Source organism: Oceanicaulis sp., from assembly GCF_965249665.1.
In the GTDB taxonomy this organism is placed as follows: domain Bacteria; phylum Pseudomonadota; class Alphaproteobacteria; order Caulobacterales; family Maricaulaceae; genus Oceanicaulis.
This window is the reverse complement of the sequence record NZ_OZ252247.1, coordinates 1,609,159-1,628,900: the sequence shown is the minus strand read 5'-3', so window position 1 is coordinate 1,628,900 and position 19,742 is coordinate 1,609,159. Positions and strand designations below refer to the sequence as shown.

The 19,742-nt window shown below is 61.9% G+C and carries 17 protein-coding genes and 1 tRNA gene; 6 read left to right on the top strand and 12 right to left on the bottom strand.

What is annotated here, in order from left to right; all coding sequences use genetic code 11:
- Window positions 1-3 precede the first annotated feature (3 nt).
- Entirely contained in the window at window positions 4-1,581 is a 1,578-nt protein-coding gene (locus tag ACP154_RS07825; RefSeq protein WP_421860170.1) for a cytochrome ubiquinol oxidase subunit I, read from the bottom strand.
- Window positions 1,582-1,742: 161 nt separating this feature from the next.
- Between ACP154_RS07825 and cydD the strand changes: the two genes are divergently transcribed.
- The gene (gene cydD, locus ACP154_RS07820; protein ID WP_421860173.1) at window positions 1,743-3,476 is read left to right on the top strand and encodes a thiol reductant ABC exporter subunit CydD; all 1,734 of its coding nucleotides are present in this window, start codon (window positions 1,743-1,745) and stop codon (window positions 3,474-3,476) included.
- Window positions 3,473-5,200 carry a thiol reductant ABC exporter subunit CydC gene (gene cydC, locus ACP154_RS07815; protein WP_421860176.1) on the top strand — a complete coding sequence of 576 codons (1,728 nt, stop codon included), beginning with the start codon at window positions 3,473-3,475 and terminating at the stop codon, window positions 5,198-5,200. The genes cydD and cydC overlap by 4 nt, the downstream gene beginning before the upstream one ends.
- Here the strand turns inward: cydC and ACP154_RS07810 are convergent.
- From ACP154_RS07810 to ACP154_RS07800, 3 genes are all read right to left on the bottom strand, one after another.
- Window positions 5,197-5,673, bottom strand: coding sequence for a hypothetical protein (locus ACP154_RS07810; RefSeq protein ID WP_421860180.1), 477 nt, complete (start codon window positions 5,671-5,673; stop codon window positions 5,197-5,199). The two genes, cydC and ACP154_RS07810, sit on opposite strands and share 4 nt — an antisense overlap.
- 1 nt (window position 5,674) lies before the next feature.
- The gene (locus tag ACP154_RS07805) at window positions 5,675-7,681 is read right to left on the bottom strand and encodes a hypothetical protein (protein ID WP_421860182.1); all 2,007 of its coding nucleotides are present in this window, start codon (window positions 7,679-7,681) and stop codon (window positions 5,675-5,677) included.
- 353 nt (window positions 7,682-8,034) lie between these two features.
- Window positions 8,035-8,121: transfer RNA gene (locus ACP154_RS07800), tRNA-Leu, on the bottom strand.
- A gap of 172 nt (window positions 8,122-8,293) precedes the next feature.
- Between ACP154_RS07800 and ACP154_RS07795 the strand changes: the two genes are divergently transcribed.
- The 3 genes from ACP154_RS07795 to ACP154_RS07785 all read left to right on the top strand — a co-directional run bounded on the left by ACP154_RS07795 (window position 8,294) and on the right by ACP154_RS07785 (window position 10,147).
- A complete protein-coding gene (locus ACP154_RS07795; RefSeq protein WP_421860185.1) occupies window positions 8,294-8,971 on the top strand; it encodes an exopolysaccharide biosynthesis protein in 678 nt (225 codons plus the stop codon).
- A 67-nt stretch (window positions 8,972-9,038) separates the two neighbouring features.
- Window positions 9,039-9,572, top strand: coding sequence for a disulfide bond formation protein B (locus tag ACP154_RS07790; protein ID WP_421860187.1), 534 nt, complete (start codon window positions 9,039-9,041; stop codon window positions 9,570-9,572).
- Window positions 9,572-10,147 carry a demethoxyubiquinone hydroxylase family protein gene (locus ACP154_RS07785; protein WP_421860190.1) on the top strand — a complete coding sequence of 192 codons (576 nt, stop codon included), beginning with the start codon at window positions 9,572-9,574 and terminating at the stop codon, window positions 10,145-10,147. Before ACP154_RS07790 ends, ACP154_RS07785 begins: the two co-directional genes overlap by 1 nt.
- Here the strand turns inward: ACP154_RS07785 and ACP154_RS07780 are convergent.
- The 3 genes from ACP154_RS07780 to ACP154_RS07770 form a co-directional block, all read right to left on the bottom strand.
- Window positions 10,144-10,980, bottom strand: coding sequence for an HAD family hydrolase (locus ACP154_RS07780; protein ID WP_421860193.1), 837 nt, complete (start codon window positions 10,978-10,980; stop codon window positions 10,144-10,146). The genes ACP154_RS07785 and ACP154_RS07780 overlap by 4 nt on opposite strands.
- A 48-nt stretch (window positions 10,981-11,028) precedes the next feature.
- Window positions 11,029-11,595 (bottom strand): HNH endonuclease, encoded by a 567-nt coding sequence (locus ACP154_RS07775; RefSeq protein ID WP_421860196.1) that lies wholly within the window; start codon window positions 11,593-11,595, stop codon window positions 11,029-11,031.
- 203 nt (window positions 11,596-11,798) lie between these two features.
- A complete protein-coding gene (locus ACP154_RS07770; protein WP_421860199.1) occupies window positions 11,799-12,467 on the bottom strand; it encodes an alpha/beta hydrolase in 669 nt (222 codons plus the stop codon).
- 102 nt (window positions 12,468-12,569) lie between these two features.
- Here ACP154_RS07770 and gluQRS point away from each other — a divergent pair, with 102 nt between their 5' ends.
- The gene (gluQRS, locus tag ACP154_RS07765) at window positions 12,570-13,442 is read left to right on the top strand and encodes a tRNA glutamyl-Q(34) synthetase GluQRS (RefSeq protein WP_421860202.1); all 873 of its coding nucleotides are present in this window, start codon (window positions 12,570-12,572) and stop codon (window positions 13,440-13,442) included.
- Here gluQRS and ACP154_RS07760 read toward each other — a convergent pair.
- From ACP154_RS07760 to ACP154_RS07740, 5 genes are all read right to left on the bottom strand, one after another.
- Window positions 13,439-14,680, bottom strand: a complete 1,242-nt coding sequence (locus tag ACP154_RS07760) for an MFS transporter (protein ID WP_133724816.1) — start codon at window positions 14,678-14,680, stop codon at window positions 13,439-13,441. The genes gluQRS and ACP154_RS07760 overlap by 4 nt on opposite strands.
- A 53-nt stretch (window positions 14,681-14,733) precedes the next feature.
- On the bottom strand, window positions 14,734-16,227 hold the full coding sequence (locus tag ACP154_RS07755) for a hypothetical protein (RefSeq protein WP_421860205.1): 1,494 nt from the start codon (window positions 16,225-16,227) through the stop codon (window positions 14,734-14,736).
- 21 nt (window positions 16,228-16,248) lie between these two features.
- A complete protein-coding gene (locus tag ACP154_RS07750) occupies window positions 16,249-18,225 on the bottom strand; it encodes a prolyl oligopeptidase family serine peptidase (RefSeq protein WP_421860208.1) in 1,977 nt (658 codons plus the stop codon).
- A 77-nt stretch (window positions 18,226-18,302) separates the two neighbouring features.
- The gene (locus tag ACP154_RS07745) at window positions 18,303-19,355 is read right to left on the bottom strand and encodes a DUF481 domain-containing protein (RefSeq protein WP_421860211.1); all 1,053 of its coding nucleotides are present in this window, start codon (window positions 19,353-19,355) and stop codon (window positions 18,303-18,305) included.
- An 11-nt stretch (window positions 19,356-19,366) separates the two neighbouring features.
- A complete protein-coding gene (locus tag ACP154_RS07740) occupies window positions 19,367-19,738 on the bottom strand; it encodes a hypothetical protein (protein ID WP_421860214.1) in 372 nt (123 codons plus the stop codon).
- Window positions 19,739-19,742: the final 4 nt, after the last annotated feature.

The window sequence follows — 19,742 nt, the reverse complement described above, 5'->3', positions numbered from 1 at the left end:
TCCCTATTCGGCCGGCAGCGGGACGAACCCGCCCTGCGGCTTACGGGATGCACCGCGTGACGGGCCGTCCGGGTAAGGCCCCTTGCGGACATATTTGATCATCAACATCACCTCCACGACCGCCAGCACGCCATAGAGCACGGTGAAACCGATGATGGTCATGATCATTTGTGAGGGATGAAGGCTCGACACGCCTTCAAAGGTCGGCAGAACGCCTTCGATAATCCAGGGCTGACGGCCATACTCCGCCAACAGCCACCCCAGCTCTGCAGCCACCCAGGGCAAGGGCAGAGACACCAAAGCCAGTTTCAGGAACCAGCGGGTTTCATGCTTGCGCATCGAGCTCAGAACGAAAGCGGTCCCGAACAGGGCGATGAAGTAAAAGCCCAAGCCCGCCATGAAGCGGAAGCTCCAGAACATCACCGCCACATTGGGCACCGTGTCCATAGCCGCTTGCGCGATCAGATCCGGCCCCGCCTCGCGCGGGTCAGCCACATAGCGTCGCAGCAGCATGGCGTAGCCCAGATCATCGCGCGCGCTTTCAAACTGCGCCAGGGCGTCTGCATTGTCAGGGTCCTCGCGCAATTGCATCATCGCGTCATAAGCCAGGACGCCGTTCTCGATGCGGGTTTCCGCCTGCCCGACCAGCGGCAAAATGCCTTCCACCTCCCCATCCAGAGACCGGGTCGAGATCAGGCCCAGCACCCAAGGGATGCTGATGGCGTGTTCGGTCTCCTGGGTATCCCGATTGGGAAAGCCTATCAGCGTCAGGGGCGCCGGCGCGGGTTCGGTGTGCCACATGGCCTCCAGCGCTGCGAGTTTCATTTTCTGGTTGTCGGTCAGCGCATAACCGCTCTCATCACCCAGCACCACGACAGACAGCGCGCTCGCCAGACCAAACGCAGCGGCGACCGTCATCGAGCGTTTGGCGAAGCCCACAAAGCGACGGTTGAGCAGGAAAAAAGCCGAGATCGCCAGAACGAAGAGCGCGCCAGTGACATAGCCGGCGGACACGGTGTGCACGAATTTCGCCTGGGCGACCGGGTTAAAGAGCACCGCCATGAAGTCGGTGACTTCCATGCGCATGGTCTCGGGATTGAACTCCGAGCCCACCGGGTTCTGCATCCAGCCATTGGCGATCAGAATCCAGAGGGCGGAAAGATTGGTGCCCAGCGCCATCAACCAGGTGGCGGCCAAGTGCCCGTGCTTGCTCATCCTGTCCCAGCCAAAGAAGAACAAACCCACCAATGTGGCTTCCAGAAAGAAGGCCATCAGGCCCTCAATCGCCAGCGGCGCCCCGAACACATCGCCCACATAGTGAGAATAGTACGACCAGTTCATGCCGAACTGGAATTCCATGGTGATCCCTGTGGACACGCCCAGCACGAAGTTGATGCCGAACAGCGTGCCCCAGAACTTCGTCATGTCCCGCCAGACCTGTCGGCCTGTCATCACATATACGCTCTCCATGATGGCGAGTATGATGGACAGTCCAAGCGTGAGCGGTACAAAGAGGAAGTGATACATCGCGGTCAGCGCAAACTGCCACCGCGACAACTCCACAACGGTCATATCGACCATTTCACCCTCCAAGGCTTTAAAAGAAGTCGTTAAATGAGTACGCCCGAAAGCGCAGTAGCCGCATTTATCTGGCAAGAACGTTAGTTTGTATCGTCTGCACGGTGTCGCATGGGACGAGGCGCCGCAGTCAAAATCGGGCAAGGGCGTGTATGTCGCAGGCCATGAGCACTACTGAATTGTCAGCCGACGCCGAGAAAACCGCCAGCAAAGCCCGCAAGGCCGAGCTCGGCGTCTTGCTGAAAGCATGGGGCGAGCCCGCGACTGCTTTGACCCGTCAAAGCATGGCTTTCGGCGCGGCCCAGTACGCCGTCTTTGTGGGCTTCGCCTGGGGCGCAGCCTGGGCGGTCAGCGCCCTGGTCAATAACAGCGCAATCTGGCCCGGCCTGCTCCTGGCTTTGGCGTGCGCAGGCATACGGGCGGCGTGTCAGGCGGCCGAAACCCGCACCGGCGTCGAAGCCAGCCTGAAAGTGCGCCAGAGCGTGCGCGCCCTGGCGGCGCGAAAGCTCGCAGCCCTTGGGCCGGGTTACACCGAACGTTTTGATTCCGGGGAAACCACCTCCGCCCTGATTGACGCCGTGGACAAGCTGGATGGCTATTATGGCCGCTATCGCCCTTTGATGGGCGTGGTCATGGTCGGCCCGTTGATCATCATGGCGGCGGCGTTCAGCGCCAGCTATATCGTCGGCCTGATCTTTCTGATCACCGCGCCCTTGCTGATCGTCTTCATGGCGCTGGTGGGCGCAGGCGCGGCCGCGGCCTCCAAGGACCAGCTCACCACGTTGCAGAGGCTGGCGGGACGGTTCAACGATCGTTTGCGCGCCCTGGAAACCCTCAACGCCTTTAATGCGGTGGAGCGCGAGCGGGACGGGCTCGCCCAGGCGTCCGAAGATTTTCGGCGACGCACGATGAAAGTGCTGGCGATGGCGTTTCTGTCGTCTGGCGTGCTGGAGTTTTTTGCGGCGCTCTCGGTCGCTGGGTCTGCGATCTATATCGGCTTCTCGCTTCTGGGCGAGATGCCCTTTAGCACCGGCGAAACCATCACGCTGCAGACCGGCTTGTTCTGTCTGGTCCTGGCGCCAGAGTTTTACATGCCCTTGCGGCGCTTGTCGGCGGCCTATCATGATCGCGCTGACGCGGAAGCCGGGGCCGAAGCGCTCGCTCCGTTCATGACCGACGCTGAGCCAGACAGCGAAACCCGGCTCACACAGCAGGCCATCGCCCCCGCGACCGCCGCCTTAAAATCGATGGACACGCCGCCCGCGATCAAGTTTGTCCAGGCCGGTTGCGTCTATCCCGATGGTCGCTTGGGGCTTGCCCCGCTCAGCTTTGAAGCGCCGGCAGGTAAAATCACCGCCCTGTGGGGACCGTCCGGCGTGGGAAAATCCACGGCGCTGAAGCTCTTGATGGGCTATGCGCCGCATACGGACGGCCAGATTTTCATGGATGGCGATGAGCTCAAGGCGCCTCTGATCGGACAAGCCGCCTGGATCGCGCAGCGCCCGCATGTGTTTTTCGGAAGACTGATTGACAATATCAGCCTGTTTGATCGCTCAGTGCCTCTTGATCGCATCCAGAGCGCAGCGGAAACCGCCGGCGTCATGGATTTCGCCGCCAGCCTGCCTGAAGGCCTTCAAACTAAGGTCGGTGATCAGGGTTACGGCCTGTCGGGCGGTCAGGCGCAAAGACTGGCGCTGGCGCGCGCCTGGGCGGTGGATATGAAACTTGTGCTGCTGGATGAACCCACAGCCCATTTGGACGGCGAAGCGGAAGCGCGCTTTCTCGCCGCGCTCAAGCGCATCAGTGAAGGCCGCACCGTGATCATCGCCACCCACAGCCCCGCCGTACGTGAGGCCGCAGACCAGGTGATCACGCTCGAGACTGAGGGCGCATCATGAAGGATCTGCGCTTTTTTCTCGCCCTGGCGCGCCCGGACCGCTGGTGGCTTCGCCTGGGCGCCGCCCTGTCCGCTCTGACGCTCCTGGCCGGCATCGGTCTGCTCTCATTATCAGGCTGGTTCATCACCGCGTCTGCAGTCGCGGGACTGGCGGGAGCCGGTCGGGCGTTCAACTATCTGTTCGCCTCCGGCGGTGTTCGCGGCTTTGCTATGGGGCGCACCGTCGGACGCTATGCCGAGCGCATGGTCACCCATGAGGCGACCTTCCGGATTTTGTCGCGCCTGCGGCTCTGGGTGTTCGAAACCGCTGCGCCCCTGGCGCCCGCTCGTCTGGGCCGTATTCGCGGCGGGGATCTGCTCTCCCGCGTCACCCAGGATGTCGACGCGCTGGATGCGCTATATCTGCGCTTTGTCACGCCGGTCACCGCCGCGCTGGCGGGCGCGCTCTTCACCAGCGTGCTGCTGGCGCTTCTGGCGCCGGCGGCGCTTCCAGGCGTTTTGGGCGTTTTCGTTCTGGCGAGCGTGATCCTGCCCTTGAGGGTCGCGAAATCGGCGGGCGCGGCTGGGGAAACCCTGACGCACAGCGCCAGTTCCATGCGCGCCGACGCCGCAGACCTGGTCTCCGGACTGGCGGAGCTGAAAGCCTATGGGGCCGAGCACCGCATTATCGGCCATCTCGAACAGTCCAACGCCGAGTGCGTCGCCGCCCAGCGCGACATCGCACGAATTTCCATGTTCAACAGCGCGCTGCTTGCGCTGTCCGCTCCCGCCAGCTTTGTGCTTGGCTTCGGCCTCGCGGCGGCGTCAGGCGCGGCAGCCCCCATATCGGCATTGGCGGGCTTTGTCGCCTTCGCGCTCTTTGAAGCCGCCGCGCCCCTGGTTCAGGCGGCAGAGCTTTACGGCAAGACCACAGCCTCCGCCCGGCGGCTGAAGACGCTGACGGAAATCCAGCCTGCCGTGAGCGATCCCGCTTCGCCTCAGCCCTTGCCGGATCGCTGGGATATTGAGGTGAAGGGGCTTCACTTCAGCTATCCTGATACCGACACGCCCGTGCTGCGCGACGCCAATCTGAGCCTGCCCGAAGGCGGTCGGCTGGCGCTCGTTGGCGCCTCCGGCGCCGGCAAGTCGAGCCTGATCAAACTCCTGATGCGCTTTTATGCACCGCAATCAGGCGAGATCAGCCTGGGGGGAACAGCGCTTGATGCGCTCGCCATTTCAGACACGCGCAGCCGCTTTGCACTGGTTGACCAACGCGCGGAGCTGCTGTCGACCACCATTCGCGCCAATTTGCGCCTCGCAAATCCAGAGGCGAGCGAAGACGAACTCTGGCACGCACTTGAACGGGCGCGGGCGGCGGATTTCGTGCGCAAGCTTCCAGACGGACTGGCGAGCTGGACCGGTGAGCTCGGCGGTCTGGTGTCAGGCGGGCAGGCGCGCCGGATCGCGTTGGCGCGCGCCTTCGTCAAGAACGCACCGGTGCTGTTGCTCGACGAACCCACAGAAGGGCTCGACGCGGATACGGAAACCGACTTCCTGAATGCGCTGGATGACTGGCTGGATGAAGACGCGCGCCGCAGCGCGCTGATCGTCACCCATCGCGCGCGGCTGCTGGAGCGCGCCTATCAAGTCGCGGTTCTTGATCAAGGCGAGATCGTTGCAGAAGGCCCCGTTCAAAGCGTCAGACAGTCGAGCCCGGCCTTCAAGCGCCTTTTCCCGAACGCCTAGTGGCCAGGAGGCGGCGGAGGCGGAGGCGGCGGGAGGGGGCGGTCATCATTGCCAACGCCGGGGTCGACCACCACCCGCTCCCCAGTCTTTTGATTTCTCAGCACTATCTGATATCGATATGTAAAGAAACACTGGCACTTATCGACAACAACAACGCTCTGCCGCCCTTCATCACCGAAGGACACTTCAAAGTCTGAGTCTTCAGGCATCACAGCGATGCCATCCCAAACCTTACCGGCCAATTCGAAGCGCTCGAACTCCCAACCCGCGGTCATGACGACAAAGATCATTTCGGTGGGAAAATCGATAAAGAAATTGCCGTCGCGTTCACCCACATAGGCTGTGTGAGTCTGAACGAGCTGCCCATCAATTTCACTGATAGACGGATCGACATACACTGCGATGTGACGCACATCGCGTGCGCTGAACCCCAGCGCTTTGAAACGCTCGGCCTGTTTTCGTACACCGCTCATGTCAGCCCCCTTGAGAAAACTCAGCCTCGACGGTGTTCGCCTGATCAATTTCGGACCAGAACGCCAAGAACGAGCGTCGAGCGTAGCCACGCTCCTCTAAAGACTGTCTTACAGCGAGCGCCCGGCTGACATCACCCAGACTCCAGGCGATGCGGGCTTCAAGTTCATCTGAATACATTGGGCGCGGGGCACTCATCAGACCCAATTGATTCAAGGCGGAACGATACATCGTGTTCGCCTCGTCCAACTGACCCAACGCGTTCAGAGCTTCAGCGCGCACAAAATAGGCTTGCGCCAGATAAGGACGCGCCGTTTCAAAACCAGCCGCCACAGACTGCTCGCCGGTGCTGACGGCCTGGGTCGCGTCGAGCACGGCTGACTCATATGATTGCGCTTGCAGTGCGAGCGTCGCCGACAGGGTCAAAGAAGCCGAACGGCTGAGATACCGGCCGTCATTTTCACCGTTTTCGTTTGTCCGCGCCGCCAGGCGACGCGCCTCTCCGATCAGCAATTGCGCCCGTATCAGATCATCGCGCATCAAGGCGAGTTGCGCTCGATGGAAAATCAATCCCACATAAAATCGCGCGTATCGGTCATTGTCAGGCGACCCAGCATAAAGCGTGCTGGCCCTGTCCAGAGCCTGATCCAGCAACTGCGCGCCTTCCTCGTCCTCGCCCATATCCGTTGCAAGGCTTGCGATTTCTGCTTGCGTATGGGCGATCCTGTACAGCGTGCGGGAATCGCCTGGCGATTGGGCAAGCTGTTCTTCATACAGCGCCAGTTGATGCTCACGGCTGCTACGCGCCTGGGCGACGTCGCCCATTTCACGCCGGGCGTCAGCAAGCCAGCCCAGGGCGTTGCCAAGGTCGGCCACCTGCACCACGCCCTCTTGAACCAGCCCGTCTCCAAACCGCTCGGCCGCCTGTGAAAACAGGTCCGCAGCCGATGGAGCGTTGCCGCTCTCCAGTTCGATGACCCCCAGGTTTAACGCCGCATACCCCCGTTCAGCCTGGTAACTGAGATTGTCCGGCTCGCGCTCCATCAACAGGTCCGCCATCTGTGCGTATATGTCGAAATAGCGCTCGGCAGTCATCAGATCGCCGCTGCGATAGGCCTGATTGCCGACCCAGTATGCGGACTGCGCATGGTCGTAAACGCGTTGCATATTGGCGGGCGACCGGTCCAGAAGCGCTTGGGTCAGCCCATAGGCGGCTGTGAACGCTTCACGGGCGCCCGCTGGATCGCCATGCACGTCACGCGCCTCGCCGATCAGATTAAACAGACGTGCGCGACGCCCCAGTTCATCATCGGACAGGCCTGCTGCGGACGCCGTCAGATAGGTCTCGGTCAGATCGTCCGCCAGCCGGATCAAGGTCTCGCGCCGCGCGGTATTGGGCAAGTGTTGCGTGATGTCCGTGAGAAGGCGGCTTGAGAACGCCTTGGCGGCCTCCGCCTCCTCTTGGTGGGCGCTGATCTGGTCGGCTTGCCAGACACTGACGCCCAGCATCACTGCGCAGGCCGCCGCAAGCCCGGTCGCGAGCGGTCGGCGCACGACCGAACTGACCGCGCTGGACACCAGCGTCGCAGACGGATCCGTACTGCATTCATGCGCGATCTCGTCAGCTAGATGCTCAAGGCTCATCGTATCATTATAGAGCGCGCCAATGACCGGCGGGCGCGGCAAGGTCCAGAACGCGCCATTGCTGCGTCGCTCCGCCCGGAGCGCCATGGGCAGCACAGGCCGCTCGCTTTCGAGGCCCACCACATGAACGTGGTGCATGCCGTTGGACCAGACAAAATCTTCCAGAAAATTATTGAGCGGCTGGCACTTCAACGATGCGGGCGAGCACAGCACGATCAGGCGCGCCTTTTTCTCGGCGACACCGACCTCTGCAGACATGACGACGCGCACACCCCTGTCGAGCAGGGCCTGTCGCAAGCTCTTCGCGGACGCTTCGTCGGCGCTCGCGGCGGCGATGATCACCAAGGGCTGCTTACTGGCGTTCAATGGTCCACGTCCTGAAAAGTGAAATGGCCTCAAGCCCTTTTGTACAGACTCTTGGTCAATTGATAAGCGGCAGGATTAACAGGAGTTTTCACAACGCCTGTCAGGTATTACGCGCAGTATCGCCTATTAGGGGAATATAGGCCAGCCCCAAGATTATCCACACCTAACGTCAAGCTGTTGAATTAATATGTCGAATTGAATTACCAGAAACATTTTCAAGACTTTGGCCAAGACCTGAAAAATCATCTGTCAGGGCACTTAAACCCTCGCAAACATTTCATTTTTTACTGTGGAAAGGTGTGAAATCGACATTGCTTCCACTCAGGTCGTTCCAGGACTGTCCTGAGGGAGAGTGGTACGGGCGGTCGGACTCGAACCGACAAGGGCTTGCGCCCGGGGGATTTTGAATCCCCTGCGTCTACCAATTCCGCCACGCCCGCACGCATGTCGACGCAAGCGCTGTATATGCCTTGAATTTTACGCTTGGTCGACCCTGGTTTTCAGTTCCATGGGCGTCGCCAGTTTCGGCGCGATCCGCCGCTGAGCTGGATGGACGATTAGCGCTGCGCCGACTAAGACAGGCACGCTTCTCCTCCCCAAGGGTTATACGTCATGGTGCAATTCCAGCAGGATGAAACCGGCTCGCAAGACACCGGCCAATCGCAGCCCCTCAGCCTGACTGCGGCGCTCGCGCGCATCGCGCACGACGCGCCCGATGAGGGGCTGACTTTGGGGGCGTTTAGCGACGCGCTCGGCGAACGGGTTTTTGGCGCCTTGCTGTTTGCGCTCGCCATACCGGTCTGCATGCCCTTTCTTTATGGCGTCCCGCAGATTGTCGCCCTGCCCATGATGGCCATCGCCTTGCAAATGGCCAGCGGACGCGCACATCCCTGGATGCCGAAAAGCTTCCGCGATCGCCAGCTGGACAAACCCGGGCTGGTTCGCATCGCCGGCTGGTCACGCAAATGGTTCGGGTGGCTGGAAGCGCTGGCCCGCCCCCGTCTGAGCGCTCTGTCAGGGCCTATGGCGGAGCGCTTCGTAGGCGGCGTCTTCGTGCTGTTCTGCGCCTCCATTCTCATCCCCCTTCCCGCCACCAACACGACGCCAGGCATCGCCATCGCCATCGCCTCGATCGGCCTGATCACCCGTGACGGGCTGCTGGTGCTGGCTGGACTGGTGCTGGGCCTGCTGTGGGTCAGCCTTCTCGTCATCGGCTTCACATTCTTTGGAGCGGCGTTTCTTGATATGCTGAAAACCTTCATACTTGGGATGTTCGGCGCCGGGGGCTGATGCTGCGTCTCCCTGTCGCTCAGTCAATCGCTCGCCCAGCCCCTCCTCGCATTCTAGGTTTGCATTCATGACAGCGTTTCAAACTCTCGCCGACAGATGGACTCGCCCCGATCAATGGCCGCTCATCGGCGCGCTGGTGTCCGCCGCCCTGTTGGCCGGAGCGTTCGGTTTTGAAGTCATCGGCCGGTATCCCCCGTGTCCGCTGTGCATCGAACAACGCTGGGCGCACGCCTATCTTCTGATGGCTGGGCTGATCACATTCGCCGCCCTTCACGTCCTCAAACCCGCCAATGCTCTGTTCGCCCGCGCAGCCAGCGCGCTCATCGCGGTGCTGGCCGGGTTCAGCGCCTGGGTGGCGGGCTATCATGCGGGGGGCGAGTACGGCTTCTGGCCGTTGTCATGCCAAGCCGGTGATACGACCTCGCTGAGTGTGGATGCGCTATTGAACTCGCTGAACACGCCGACCAATGTCGTGCTGTGCGACGAGCCGGCCTGGACCCTGCTGGGCGTGTCCATGGCGGGCTATAATGTGTTGATCAGCGCTATCGTGATGCTGATCTCGATCCTGGTGGTGTTCCGCAAACCGTATCGGAGCGTATGATGTCTCGTCCGCAAACCCGCAAAACCATCCGGCGCCCCGGTCGCAAGACCGACGCCTCCCGCATTGAATCCATGGTGCGTGTGGATCATGCGGGGGAATATGGCGCGGTGGCGATCTATCAAGGCCAGCGCGCGGTGTTCAAAGGCCGGCCCGACAAGGCCCGCATCGCTAGCCAGCTGGTTCATATGGAAGCGGACGAGCAGCACCATCTGCAGGCTTTTGATGATCATATCCTGAGCGGCAAGGCGCGCCCGACCCTGCTGGCTCCTTTGGCCAATCTGGCAGGATATGCGCTTGGGGCCGGGACGGCGCTGCTGGGCGAGAAAGCCGCCCACGCCTGCACCGAAGCGGTCGAGGCGGTGATTGAAGGGCATTATGATGAACAGGTGCAGGAACTGCGCCTCGCCGGGCAGGATGAGCTGGCGGATCAGTTCGCCCAGTTCCGCGATGAAGAGATCGCGCACAAGGAGCTCGCCGTTGAGGAAGGCGCCAAGGACGCGGCCGGCTATCCGGTGCTCTCTGCGCTGATCACCGCCGGCTGCCACGCCGCGATCGCGGTGTGCAAGCGGGTCTAGCGCTCCAGCGCCTTGAGCCGCTCCACGGCGACCATCTTGTCGATGGCGGCTTTCACATACGCATCGAGTTTGGAGCCGTCTGCGTAATCCGCATCCGTTGTGAAATGCACGCGGCGATCGGTTTTGAGTTTGGCGGTCTTTTCAGCACTTTTGACGTCGCCGGCAGGATGCACGGCGATGGACACGCCGCCTTGCTCCTTCACCGTCCGCATGCAGGGCACATCGGTATCGCCATCGCCGATATAGATCATATTGCGGAAGGGGACGGGCCGATCATCCTCAGGCACATAGGCGTTCACTTCGGTATGGTCTGACAGATCCAGCGCGCCCTTGTTGATGCGGAACAGGAACTGGGTCTTGTTGGTGTAATTCACCGCCGAAGCCGCCCAGACCGGCACGTCATCCGCATTATATTTGAACTCGCTGGCGAAAATGGCGTCAAACTGATCGCCGACCGCGCTGGCGGCGATCATCTCTTTGAGCCCGGACGAGATAATGTAATGCTCGATCCTTACCTCGCGCTCGGCGCCATAGGCCCGCAAACGCTCAAACCAGCCTTCGGCCACGCCCGGAAAAAAGCCGACGGACGCGCCGTGACGTTCAATGTCTTCACGCCGGAACCGCACATCTTCACGCTGGGCGGCTTTCACCATCTCGTGCATGTAAATCAGGATATTGTCCGCGCCCAGCCGCGCCGCCTCGCCGTTCACGCGCGACCAGAACGCGCCGATCTGCTCACCGATTTCGGGGATGAAGGAATGCTCCTGCATGGAGCCGGGACTCAGCGTGCCGTCAAAATCATAGGCGATGGCGATGGTGGGGGTGCGGGTCATGGATGGGGATGAAACCTGTTCCGGGTCCGTTGGCAAGAGCGCAGGACGCTAGGCCTCAAGCTCCACATCCCAGTAGAGATAATCGAGCCAGCTTTCGTGCAGGTATTTGGGCGGGAAACGCCGCCCCTGAGCCTGTAATTGGTGCTGGCTGGGTCTGTCCACATCCTTCAAGAGCGGCATCTTGGCTTCACGCGGCGTACGACCGCCTTTTTTGAGATTACACGGCGCACAGGCGGCGACAATGTTCTCCCAGGTGGTGCGGCCGCCATAGGCGCGCGGCGTCACATGATCAAAGGTCAGTTGGTCGATATCGTCCGCGCCGCAATACTGACAGCGGAACCCGTCACGCAGAAAGACATTGAATCGGGTGAAGGCGGGCGGGCGGTTCTGGCTGACATAATCGCGCAACGCCACCACCGACGGCGCCCGGATCGATCGCGACGGGCTGCGGATTTCCGTGGCGTATTCAGACACGATGTCCACACGCTCGAGGAACGCCGCCTTGATGGCGTCCTGCCAGGGCCAGGTGGACAGAGGATAATAGGATAGCGGCTGGAAATCCGCATTCAGGACAAGGCAACGAAGATCGGTAGGCGCCGTCTTAAAGACTCGCATGACCGCCCCCGCAAAAACGCGCCGGGCGACGCAGATTCAGGGTCTGACCCCTTTGATATGCAAGCGCTATCTTGAAGACGCGCCTCCCTCTAAGCCTTGGGGCCGCTCCTTACAGCGAATCAGCGACCCGATCCTTGCGACGGCTGAGACTAACCCTGTTCATGTAACAGCGCCATGACGCTGGCTCGACGCTTGTTTGACAATCACGCCTGACCGCGCAGGCGCCCTGAAAACGCCGCCTCCATGAAATGCCGCCCCAGCTCCAGCCCGTCCGGGCCGATGGAGTGGGGAATGCCTCTGGAGATATGAAACTGGGCCCCGTGCCCCGCTTCGGCAAGCCCCTGGGCCGCCATCAGCGTCATACCCACCGGCAAGACATCATCACTGTCGCCATGGATCAGCATGATCGGCGGCTTGGCGGTCATTTCAGATTTCAGCCGCTCAGGGCCCGGCAAGGCGCCCGAATACCCAATCACCCCAGCAGGGGCGACCTCGCGCCGAAGCGCGGTGTGCAGCGCCATCATTGTGCCTTGTGAAAACCCGATCAGAACGAGGTTTTCCGCCGTCACCTCCCAGCGGTTCAGCTCGGAGCGGACAAACTGTTCCGCCGTGGCGTGCGCCGAGCGCACCCCCTGCTCCATCAGCGCCGGGTCAAGACGCGAAATCGGAAACCATTGATACCCGCCGGGCGCGCCGGGCACGGGTTCGGGCGCGTCGGGCGACGCCCAGGCCACATCCGGAAAATGCGGCGCCCAATGCTGGGCGAGCCCCGCGAGGTCGGCGCCATTGGAGCCATAGCCATGAAACAGGATGACCAGCTTCTTCGCCTGCCCGGATTTGGGCGCAATGCGCGGACCGTCGATCAAGATCATGGAATGCGTCCCTCTGATGTGTGCTGCGCGATCATAGAGCGCTGACCGGGCAGGAAAACCCCAAGTCTCGCACTCACATCAGCGCAGTGATATCAAACGCGCATGAGCGCTTTTCTGACCCGTTTCGCCCCCTCGCCCACCGGCTTCCTGCATCTGGGCCACGCCTTTTCAGCGCTGACGGTGTTCGAGGCTGCGCGAGAGGCCGGCGGGACGTGTCTGTTGCGGATCGAGGATATCGACACGACGCGCTGCAAGCCCAACTACGAGGCGGCGATCCTGGAAGACCTTCGCTGGCTGGGCTGTACCTGGCCCGAGCCCGTGCGTCGGCAGAGCGAGCATTTCGCCGCATATCACACCGTTCTTGAGCAGCTTCACTCTCAAGGCCTTGTCTATCGCTGCTTCAAGACGCGGCGGGAAATCGCCGAGGACATTGCGCGCGCCCCGCATCATCCCGGCGAAGGCCCTGAAGGCGTGATCTATCCCGGCCCGTCACAGCCGATGAGCGCGCAGGAAGAAGCTGAGCGTCTGGAGGCGGGCGACGCCTTTGCCTGGCGGCTCTCCCTCACCGCTTGCCGCGATCATCTGGGCGCGGAGTTTGACCGTCTGACATTCACCGAGACTGGCGCAGGCCCGGACGGCGAGACCGGCGAGATCCGCGCCCGCCCTGAAACGCTGGGCGATGTGATTTTGAGCCGCAAGGATGTGGGGACGAGCTATCATCTCGCATGCACTCATGACGATGCACTACAGGGCGTGAGCTATGTGATCCGGGGGGTGGACCTCTATTTCGCCACCCATCTGCATCGTTTGCTGCAGGCGCTGATGGGCTGGCCGGTCCCGGTTTATCGCCACCACCCTTTGATGCTCGATGAGCACGGCAAGCGCTTCGCCAAGCGCGATCAATCGCTCACCCTGCGGGCCTTGCGGGAGGCCGGCGAGACGCCCGAAAGCCTGCGCAAACGGGTGGGGCTCTAGCCGCCCGTCTGGCGCTTGCGCATGACGAACAGGGCCAGCGCGATAACGTTGAACACCGCCGCCATCACGAACGGCGCACCGGGGAACACCACGCCGCCCACGCCCTCTTCAAAGGCGAAGAAGAGCTGGGTGTAGATCAGCGGGCTGAGGATCAAGACGATCGACCCGAGGCCCGACAAGCCGCCCTGAAGCTCGCCTTGGGCGTCCGGCGGCACGCGCTCCGTCATCACTTTCTGGAGCGCAGGGCCTTCCATACCGGTGAACAGGGACGGCAGGATCCACAGATAGAGCACGAGCGGCGTGGGCGCCGTGGCGAGACCGATCAGCGCCACCGCTTCCAGCGCAAAGGCGATCCAGATCACCCGACGTTCGCCGATCCGCGGCATCAGAAGCGGCGTCACCACCGCCTGGCAGATCACAAAGAGTACGCCGTAAACCGCCAGGGAGACGCCGATCTGGCCTTCTGTCCAGCCAAACTTGGCGATGCCCACATAGGCCCAGACCGCCGGATACACAAAGCCGGCCAGCTGGGCGAGGAAATACACCCAGACCAGCACGCCCAGGCCTTCGGCGCGACGCAGCCGCATGAGGGTTGCGACAGGGTTGGACCGTTTCCAGGAAAAAGGCCGCCGATGTTCGGGCTTGAGCGATTCAGGCACCACGAACCAGCCATAAAGCGCATTGACGCCCGCCAGAGCAGCGGCGGCGAAAAACGGCGCGCGCGGGCTCAACTCGCCCAGCAGCCCCCCAAGCGCCGGGCCGAGCACGAAACCCGCCCCCATGGCCGCGCCCAGAAGACCGAACCGGCGCGCGCGCTGCTCTGGCGTGGAGATGTCCGCGATATAGGCGTTGGCGGTGGAATGGGTGGCTGCGAACACACCTGACAGCAAACGCGCGATGAAGAACACCACAAGGGCGTGCGCCAATCCCATCAGCAGGAAGTCGAACATCAAAGCGGTGAGCGACAACAGCAGCACCGGGCGCCGCCCGAACCGGTCCGACAAGCCGCCGATGATGGGCGAGAAGACGAACTGCATCAGTGCGAAAACAAAGGTCGCGAGCCCGCCCCAGAGCGCCGCCGCCCCCACGCCGCCGCCCGTCAACTCCATCAGGAGCGTCGGCAAAACCGGGATGATGAGGGCGAACCCCAGCGCATCAATGGCGACCGTGCCCGTGATGAAGACGGTGGCGGCGGCGCGGGGGGGCGGTTTTGCAGCGGAGGGCGCGTCAGAAGTCATGGCGCATCTATGCGCCCGGCTTTGCGTCAGGGCAAGCGACCGTTTCTCGACACTCAGCGCGCCTCGTCTCGTCGATATTGGCCGCTCGCCTGATCCCAGATCAGCGCGGGCGCCTGAACCCTCGCCGGAAGCTCCAGAGGTCGGCCCTGCTCCGCATAGGCGCGGATCTCATCGGCCAGGGATGGATCGGCATGGTCTGCAATCCACGCATAAAACCGGGAGACATCCGGACGCTCCACTCCCTCTGTGCGCGCTTCCCGCGCCAGATCCCGCATCAGGTCGTCAAGACCCAGCGCGCCATCCGACCGGCTTCTCAGCGCTTCGTTGAGCATCAAGGCGATCAACTCTCCACGGGTATAGCTCATCGCGGCGCGTTCATCATTGACGGCCCAGAGTTCCGCCATCTCGTCATGGGTCAAATCGCGATGCTCGGCATCCTGGTAGGCGGTGATCGCGGTGTTGAGCGTTTCAACATATTTGGCGTCGTCATAGAGCTCCGAGCGCCAGGCCATCTCCCGCGCATAATAATTGGTGAAGCCTTCCACGAACCAGCGCGTGCTGTGGGCGTCATCGCCGTCCGCGAGATAGAACAAGACGCCGTTCCAGTTATGGAAATACTCGTGCGCGACAATGTCCTGCAGGCTGGGGTGAAGCCAGGCGCCATCCGGCCCCAGCGACAGACCCGGACTGAAATAAAGCGCAAAGGCGTTGGTGATCGCAGTGCCGCCGAGCGCAAAACCATTCTCGACCACCTCGCCTGCGGCGCCATAGGCGATGAAATACCAGTCCCCCGCTTCGGCCGCCCCCTCAAACATGGCCCGTGTTTCAATCAGCGCCGGTTCGATCAGATCCAGCAGTGCGGCCGGTTCCTGCGAGGTTCCCGGCATGGGCAGCGCGCCCAGTTGCGCCCCGTCCTCCAGCGTATGAATCACACCGCCCGGCCCTGCTGCGAACAGGCTTTCGCGCAAACGCATCTGGGTCAGGGGTCCAGAGCGCTCGTCTTCGCCCGGACCAAAGGGAGAAAAGGCTTGCCAGCCCTGCGCATTCACCCCGGTCCAGCGCGTGGAGAGGGTGAGGCTGGTCGCCTCTTCATGCACAATATGGGTGGGCATGAAGACCGAAATGCCGGTGTAAAAAACAACACCTTCCGCGCTGACAATCGGCTCATAGTTGTCTACGTCCGACAGGGCCCCGGCGCCCTGGTGCAACTGATAGCTCAAGGACACACTGTCGGACGGGACATGCGTGATCCTGACCGAAAGCGTTTGCGGATCAAAAACCGCCTCGCACGGCTGCTGGCACACCGCCTCAAATCCGGAAAACCAGTCCGCTTCAGGATAGGTGAAGCCGAAATCGGTATCGAGATCGAGCACGCTCACGCCTGACGCCGCTCCCTGAAAGCGGATCGAAAGACCGAGCATCCCGGCGTTCGAGGCGTCAAATTCGAGGCAGAGATCGGGCTGGACTGCGGGCGCATCTGCACCCGCGCTACAACCCGCCAGCATCGCGGCGGCCATCGCCGCCACGATCGTACGCATGCGCATCATGTGGGCTTTTATCCTGACGGTTTACTCACGGGAGTCCAGACCCAGCACCTCTTCGAGGAACTCGGCCTGGCGACGGTAATAGAACAGCTGGTTGGACAGTTTGCGCCAGCCATGACCCTCGTCCGGGATGCGGATGTAATCTGCCCGCACACCGTTCTCGCGCAGGGTGCGCACCATCACTTCGGTCTCATAAATGTCGATGCGCGGATCCATGACGCCGTGGGAATACAGGACCGGCACATTGATCTGGTCCGCCTGACGGATCGGCGAGTTCTCTGTGTAGTAATCACGCCAGCGCTGTTCAGTGATGTCGCCATACTCGATCCGGTCTGACGCCTTGAGCGCAGGAGAGGCGATCTCGAGCGCAGTCACCCAGTCCGCGACACCGTACAGCGACGCGCCCGCGCTGAAATGTCCGGGGAAGTTCGCCAAGACCGCATTGACCGCATAGCCGCCATAGGAGCCGCCCACGACCGCAGCGCGCTCGGCGTCCACACGACCATCCTCAGCCAGCCAGTTGAGCATATCCACCAGGTCGGCGATGGATTCCAGACGGTTTTCGCGATCATCCAGCGTCACATAGGTGTGCCCAAAACCGGTGGATCCGCGCACATTGGGCTCAAAAACCGCCATGCCGCGATCCACATGGTACTGAACCACGGCGTCAAAAGTCGGGCGTGATTGCGCAGTCGGGCCGCCATGCACAAAGAAGACGACCGGCGGCAGCTGATCGTCTACGCGCGAACTGTCGTCGGGCAGATACAAAAGTCCTTGCAACTCCACCCCGTCGCGCGCGGTGATGCGCACATCTTCCGGGCGCACCAGACGGTCCGCATCCAGCCCCGCCATGGACGCTGTAAAGGTGTCAAAGACCTCGCCACTCTGCATGTCCCAGAGCTGGAAGCCGCCCGGCGTGCGCCAGCCGTTGACATTGATCAGGATGCGGCTGGATTGATCGGTGCAGCTGACGCCGTATACGCCCTCAGCCAGCGCCGGGATTTCAAGCGTTTCACCGCTCGCCAGATCTCTGACGTGCAGACGGGAATACCCGCCCTCATTCACGCTCCAGACCAGATAGCGGTCGTCTGGGCCGCATAAATCCACGCTTTCAATATCGTGCTCCGCCGTCTCGATGACGCTGAACGTGTTGGTCCAGACGTCAAACTTCATCAAGGCGCTGTATTCGCGCTCGCGATTGGAGACGAGATAGAAGCTTGAGGCATCGTCCTGCCAGGCGATCGAGCCGTGCGCGGCGCGGCGTTCGGGCGTGGAAATCGGCGTGAATTCGCCATTGGTCAGATTGAGCAGGGCGAGATCATCTGAATCCTCGCCGCGCGACTGACTCACTGTCACATAGCGGCCATCCGGAGACAGGGCGCCGGGATAGTTCGCAAACGACCCTTCATAGACCATCCGCCGGTCGCCGCTCTCGAGATTGGCGACATAGATGTCGAAATCGAGAGCGTTGCGCACGGTCGAGGCGAAGACGATGGTTTCTCCGTCAGCGCCGAAATCACCGAACACCCGGAAAGCGCCTGCTTCGGCGGGAAAGACCTGGCGCTCGTTCAAACCGTCTGCGGAAATGCGGTAATAGGCTTCTTGCTCATTTCCATCATTGTCGGCGCCATAGATCAGGCTCTCGCCGTCCGGTGACCAGCGAAAAAAGGTGATGCCATTGCCATAGGTCAGCCGCGTGGGCTGGCCGCCTTCCGCATCCATGATCCAGAGCTGGGGCTCGCCGGTGATCGACCAGCGAAACGCGGCTTTCGAGCCATCCGGAGACAGCTGCGCGCCCCCCGCCGCGCCGTTTGCGGCCAGTAGATAGCGCGCAATATCGGCAGGGTCTTCACCCGCCAGACCAATGCTGACGGCTTCATCGCTCGGGGATATGGCCTCCAGGCTCTCGTCATAGCCTGACTGGCCGCCCGCTGTTTGAGCGAGCGCCGATGCGCCCATGAGCGTGGCGCCCGCAAGCAAAATTGAAAGCAAATGTGTCATGGCGTTCCCCGATCTTCGCGTCTGGCACGAAGTGTACGGGCAAACGTTCGGATCAGGAAGCTGTCCCGTATCGGGGCCTAAAAGCCATACAACAGCGAAACATCAAGACGCGTATCAGTCGGCTCAAATCCAGGTTCAGTTTCAAACTCGTGTTCAATATGAAGCCCGGTCTGCACCGCCCAATGACCAAACAGGCGATTGGTCAGGGTGAAACGCTGATCGATCTTGGAGCCGCCCCCGCCATAGACCGTGGTCTTGGATTCAAAACGGCTGGTGTCGCTGAACTGAAACGTCAGGTCAGACGCAGCTTCGGCCACCCAATCGCCCAGCGTCTCCCCATCGCCGGCGCGCTCGCGCCAACGGTGACCAACGCCAGCGCGCAGTTCCAGGCCCAAGCGGTCGCCGTCAATGGCATGCCAGACCGCGCCCCCTGTCGCAAAGGCGGACTGCTCATAAGCGCCAACCAGATCGCGCTCATACGAACCGCCCGCATAATAGCCATATCCTGAATCCAGCGCGCGCGAGATGCGGCTTTCCGCCAGCCAGTTGTCGCGGCTGGTCCGATCGCCATTCTCGGTCAGGAAATATTCAAACTGATTGTCTACGCGCCAGCCATAGGGCAGTTGACGATCGAGCTCGACAGCTAAAGAGAAGTCCACGAGTTCGGAATTGCCGTTCTCCACCTGAACACCCGCGCGAACATGGCCGGACCAGAGCTCGCCATGCAAAGCCCGGATCGGCGCCGCCAGCCACCCGCCAGATCCTTCAGGCGCGCCCGAGAGCGCCACCGGCGCGCCGCCCAGGGAGCGATGCGCGTGTTCAGGTTCCGCGTCAGTCTCTGGGGTTGCTGCTGGAGCAGGTTGGGGCTCGGGTTCCGGCAAGGGCCAGTCGCTAAGCGCGCCGGCTCGGTCAGGCAAATGCGCGATCACATCAGCATGTACGGCCGCCCGTCCGCCCGGAACCAGAACCGCTACCATGTCTGCGGTTTCCACAAACATCGCCTCGTCAATACCGCGCCGGTCCGCTTCAGCCAGCAGATTGCGGTAGGCGGGCGGAATGTCGGCGAAAGCCGAAGAGGTCGAGACGACCATCGCCAGGCCGGCAAGACCCGATTGGAATACTGAAACCATGTGCAAGCCTGCTATTGCGTACGCGTTACGGGACCAGGCGTGAACCAGCACACAGTCTGGCTGTCACCCACTTGCAGATCCGGCCAACCGTCCGGGCAGTCGTCAGAAAAGGCGTTATTGAGCCTGGCGTCCTCTTCAGCGCATGCATTCCTGCTAAGCGTCAGTTCGAGCTGATCACCGTCAACACGCCACTCCAACCGCACCTCTGCCGTGCAAAACAGAAGGTCCTGCCGAAGCACGGCGTCGCCCGCATTGGGACCTTCACCGAAGAACACAGAGCCAAACTCACCCAGGTCATAGCTTTGACCCGCCGGAGTAACCGCAGCATCGCCCGGATTGGCCAAGACCCCGCTCAACAACAGTCCGATGATCCACGCACTCATGCTC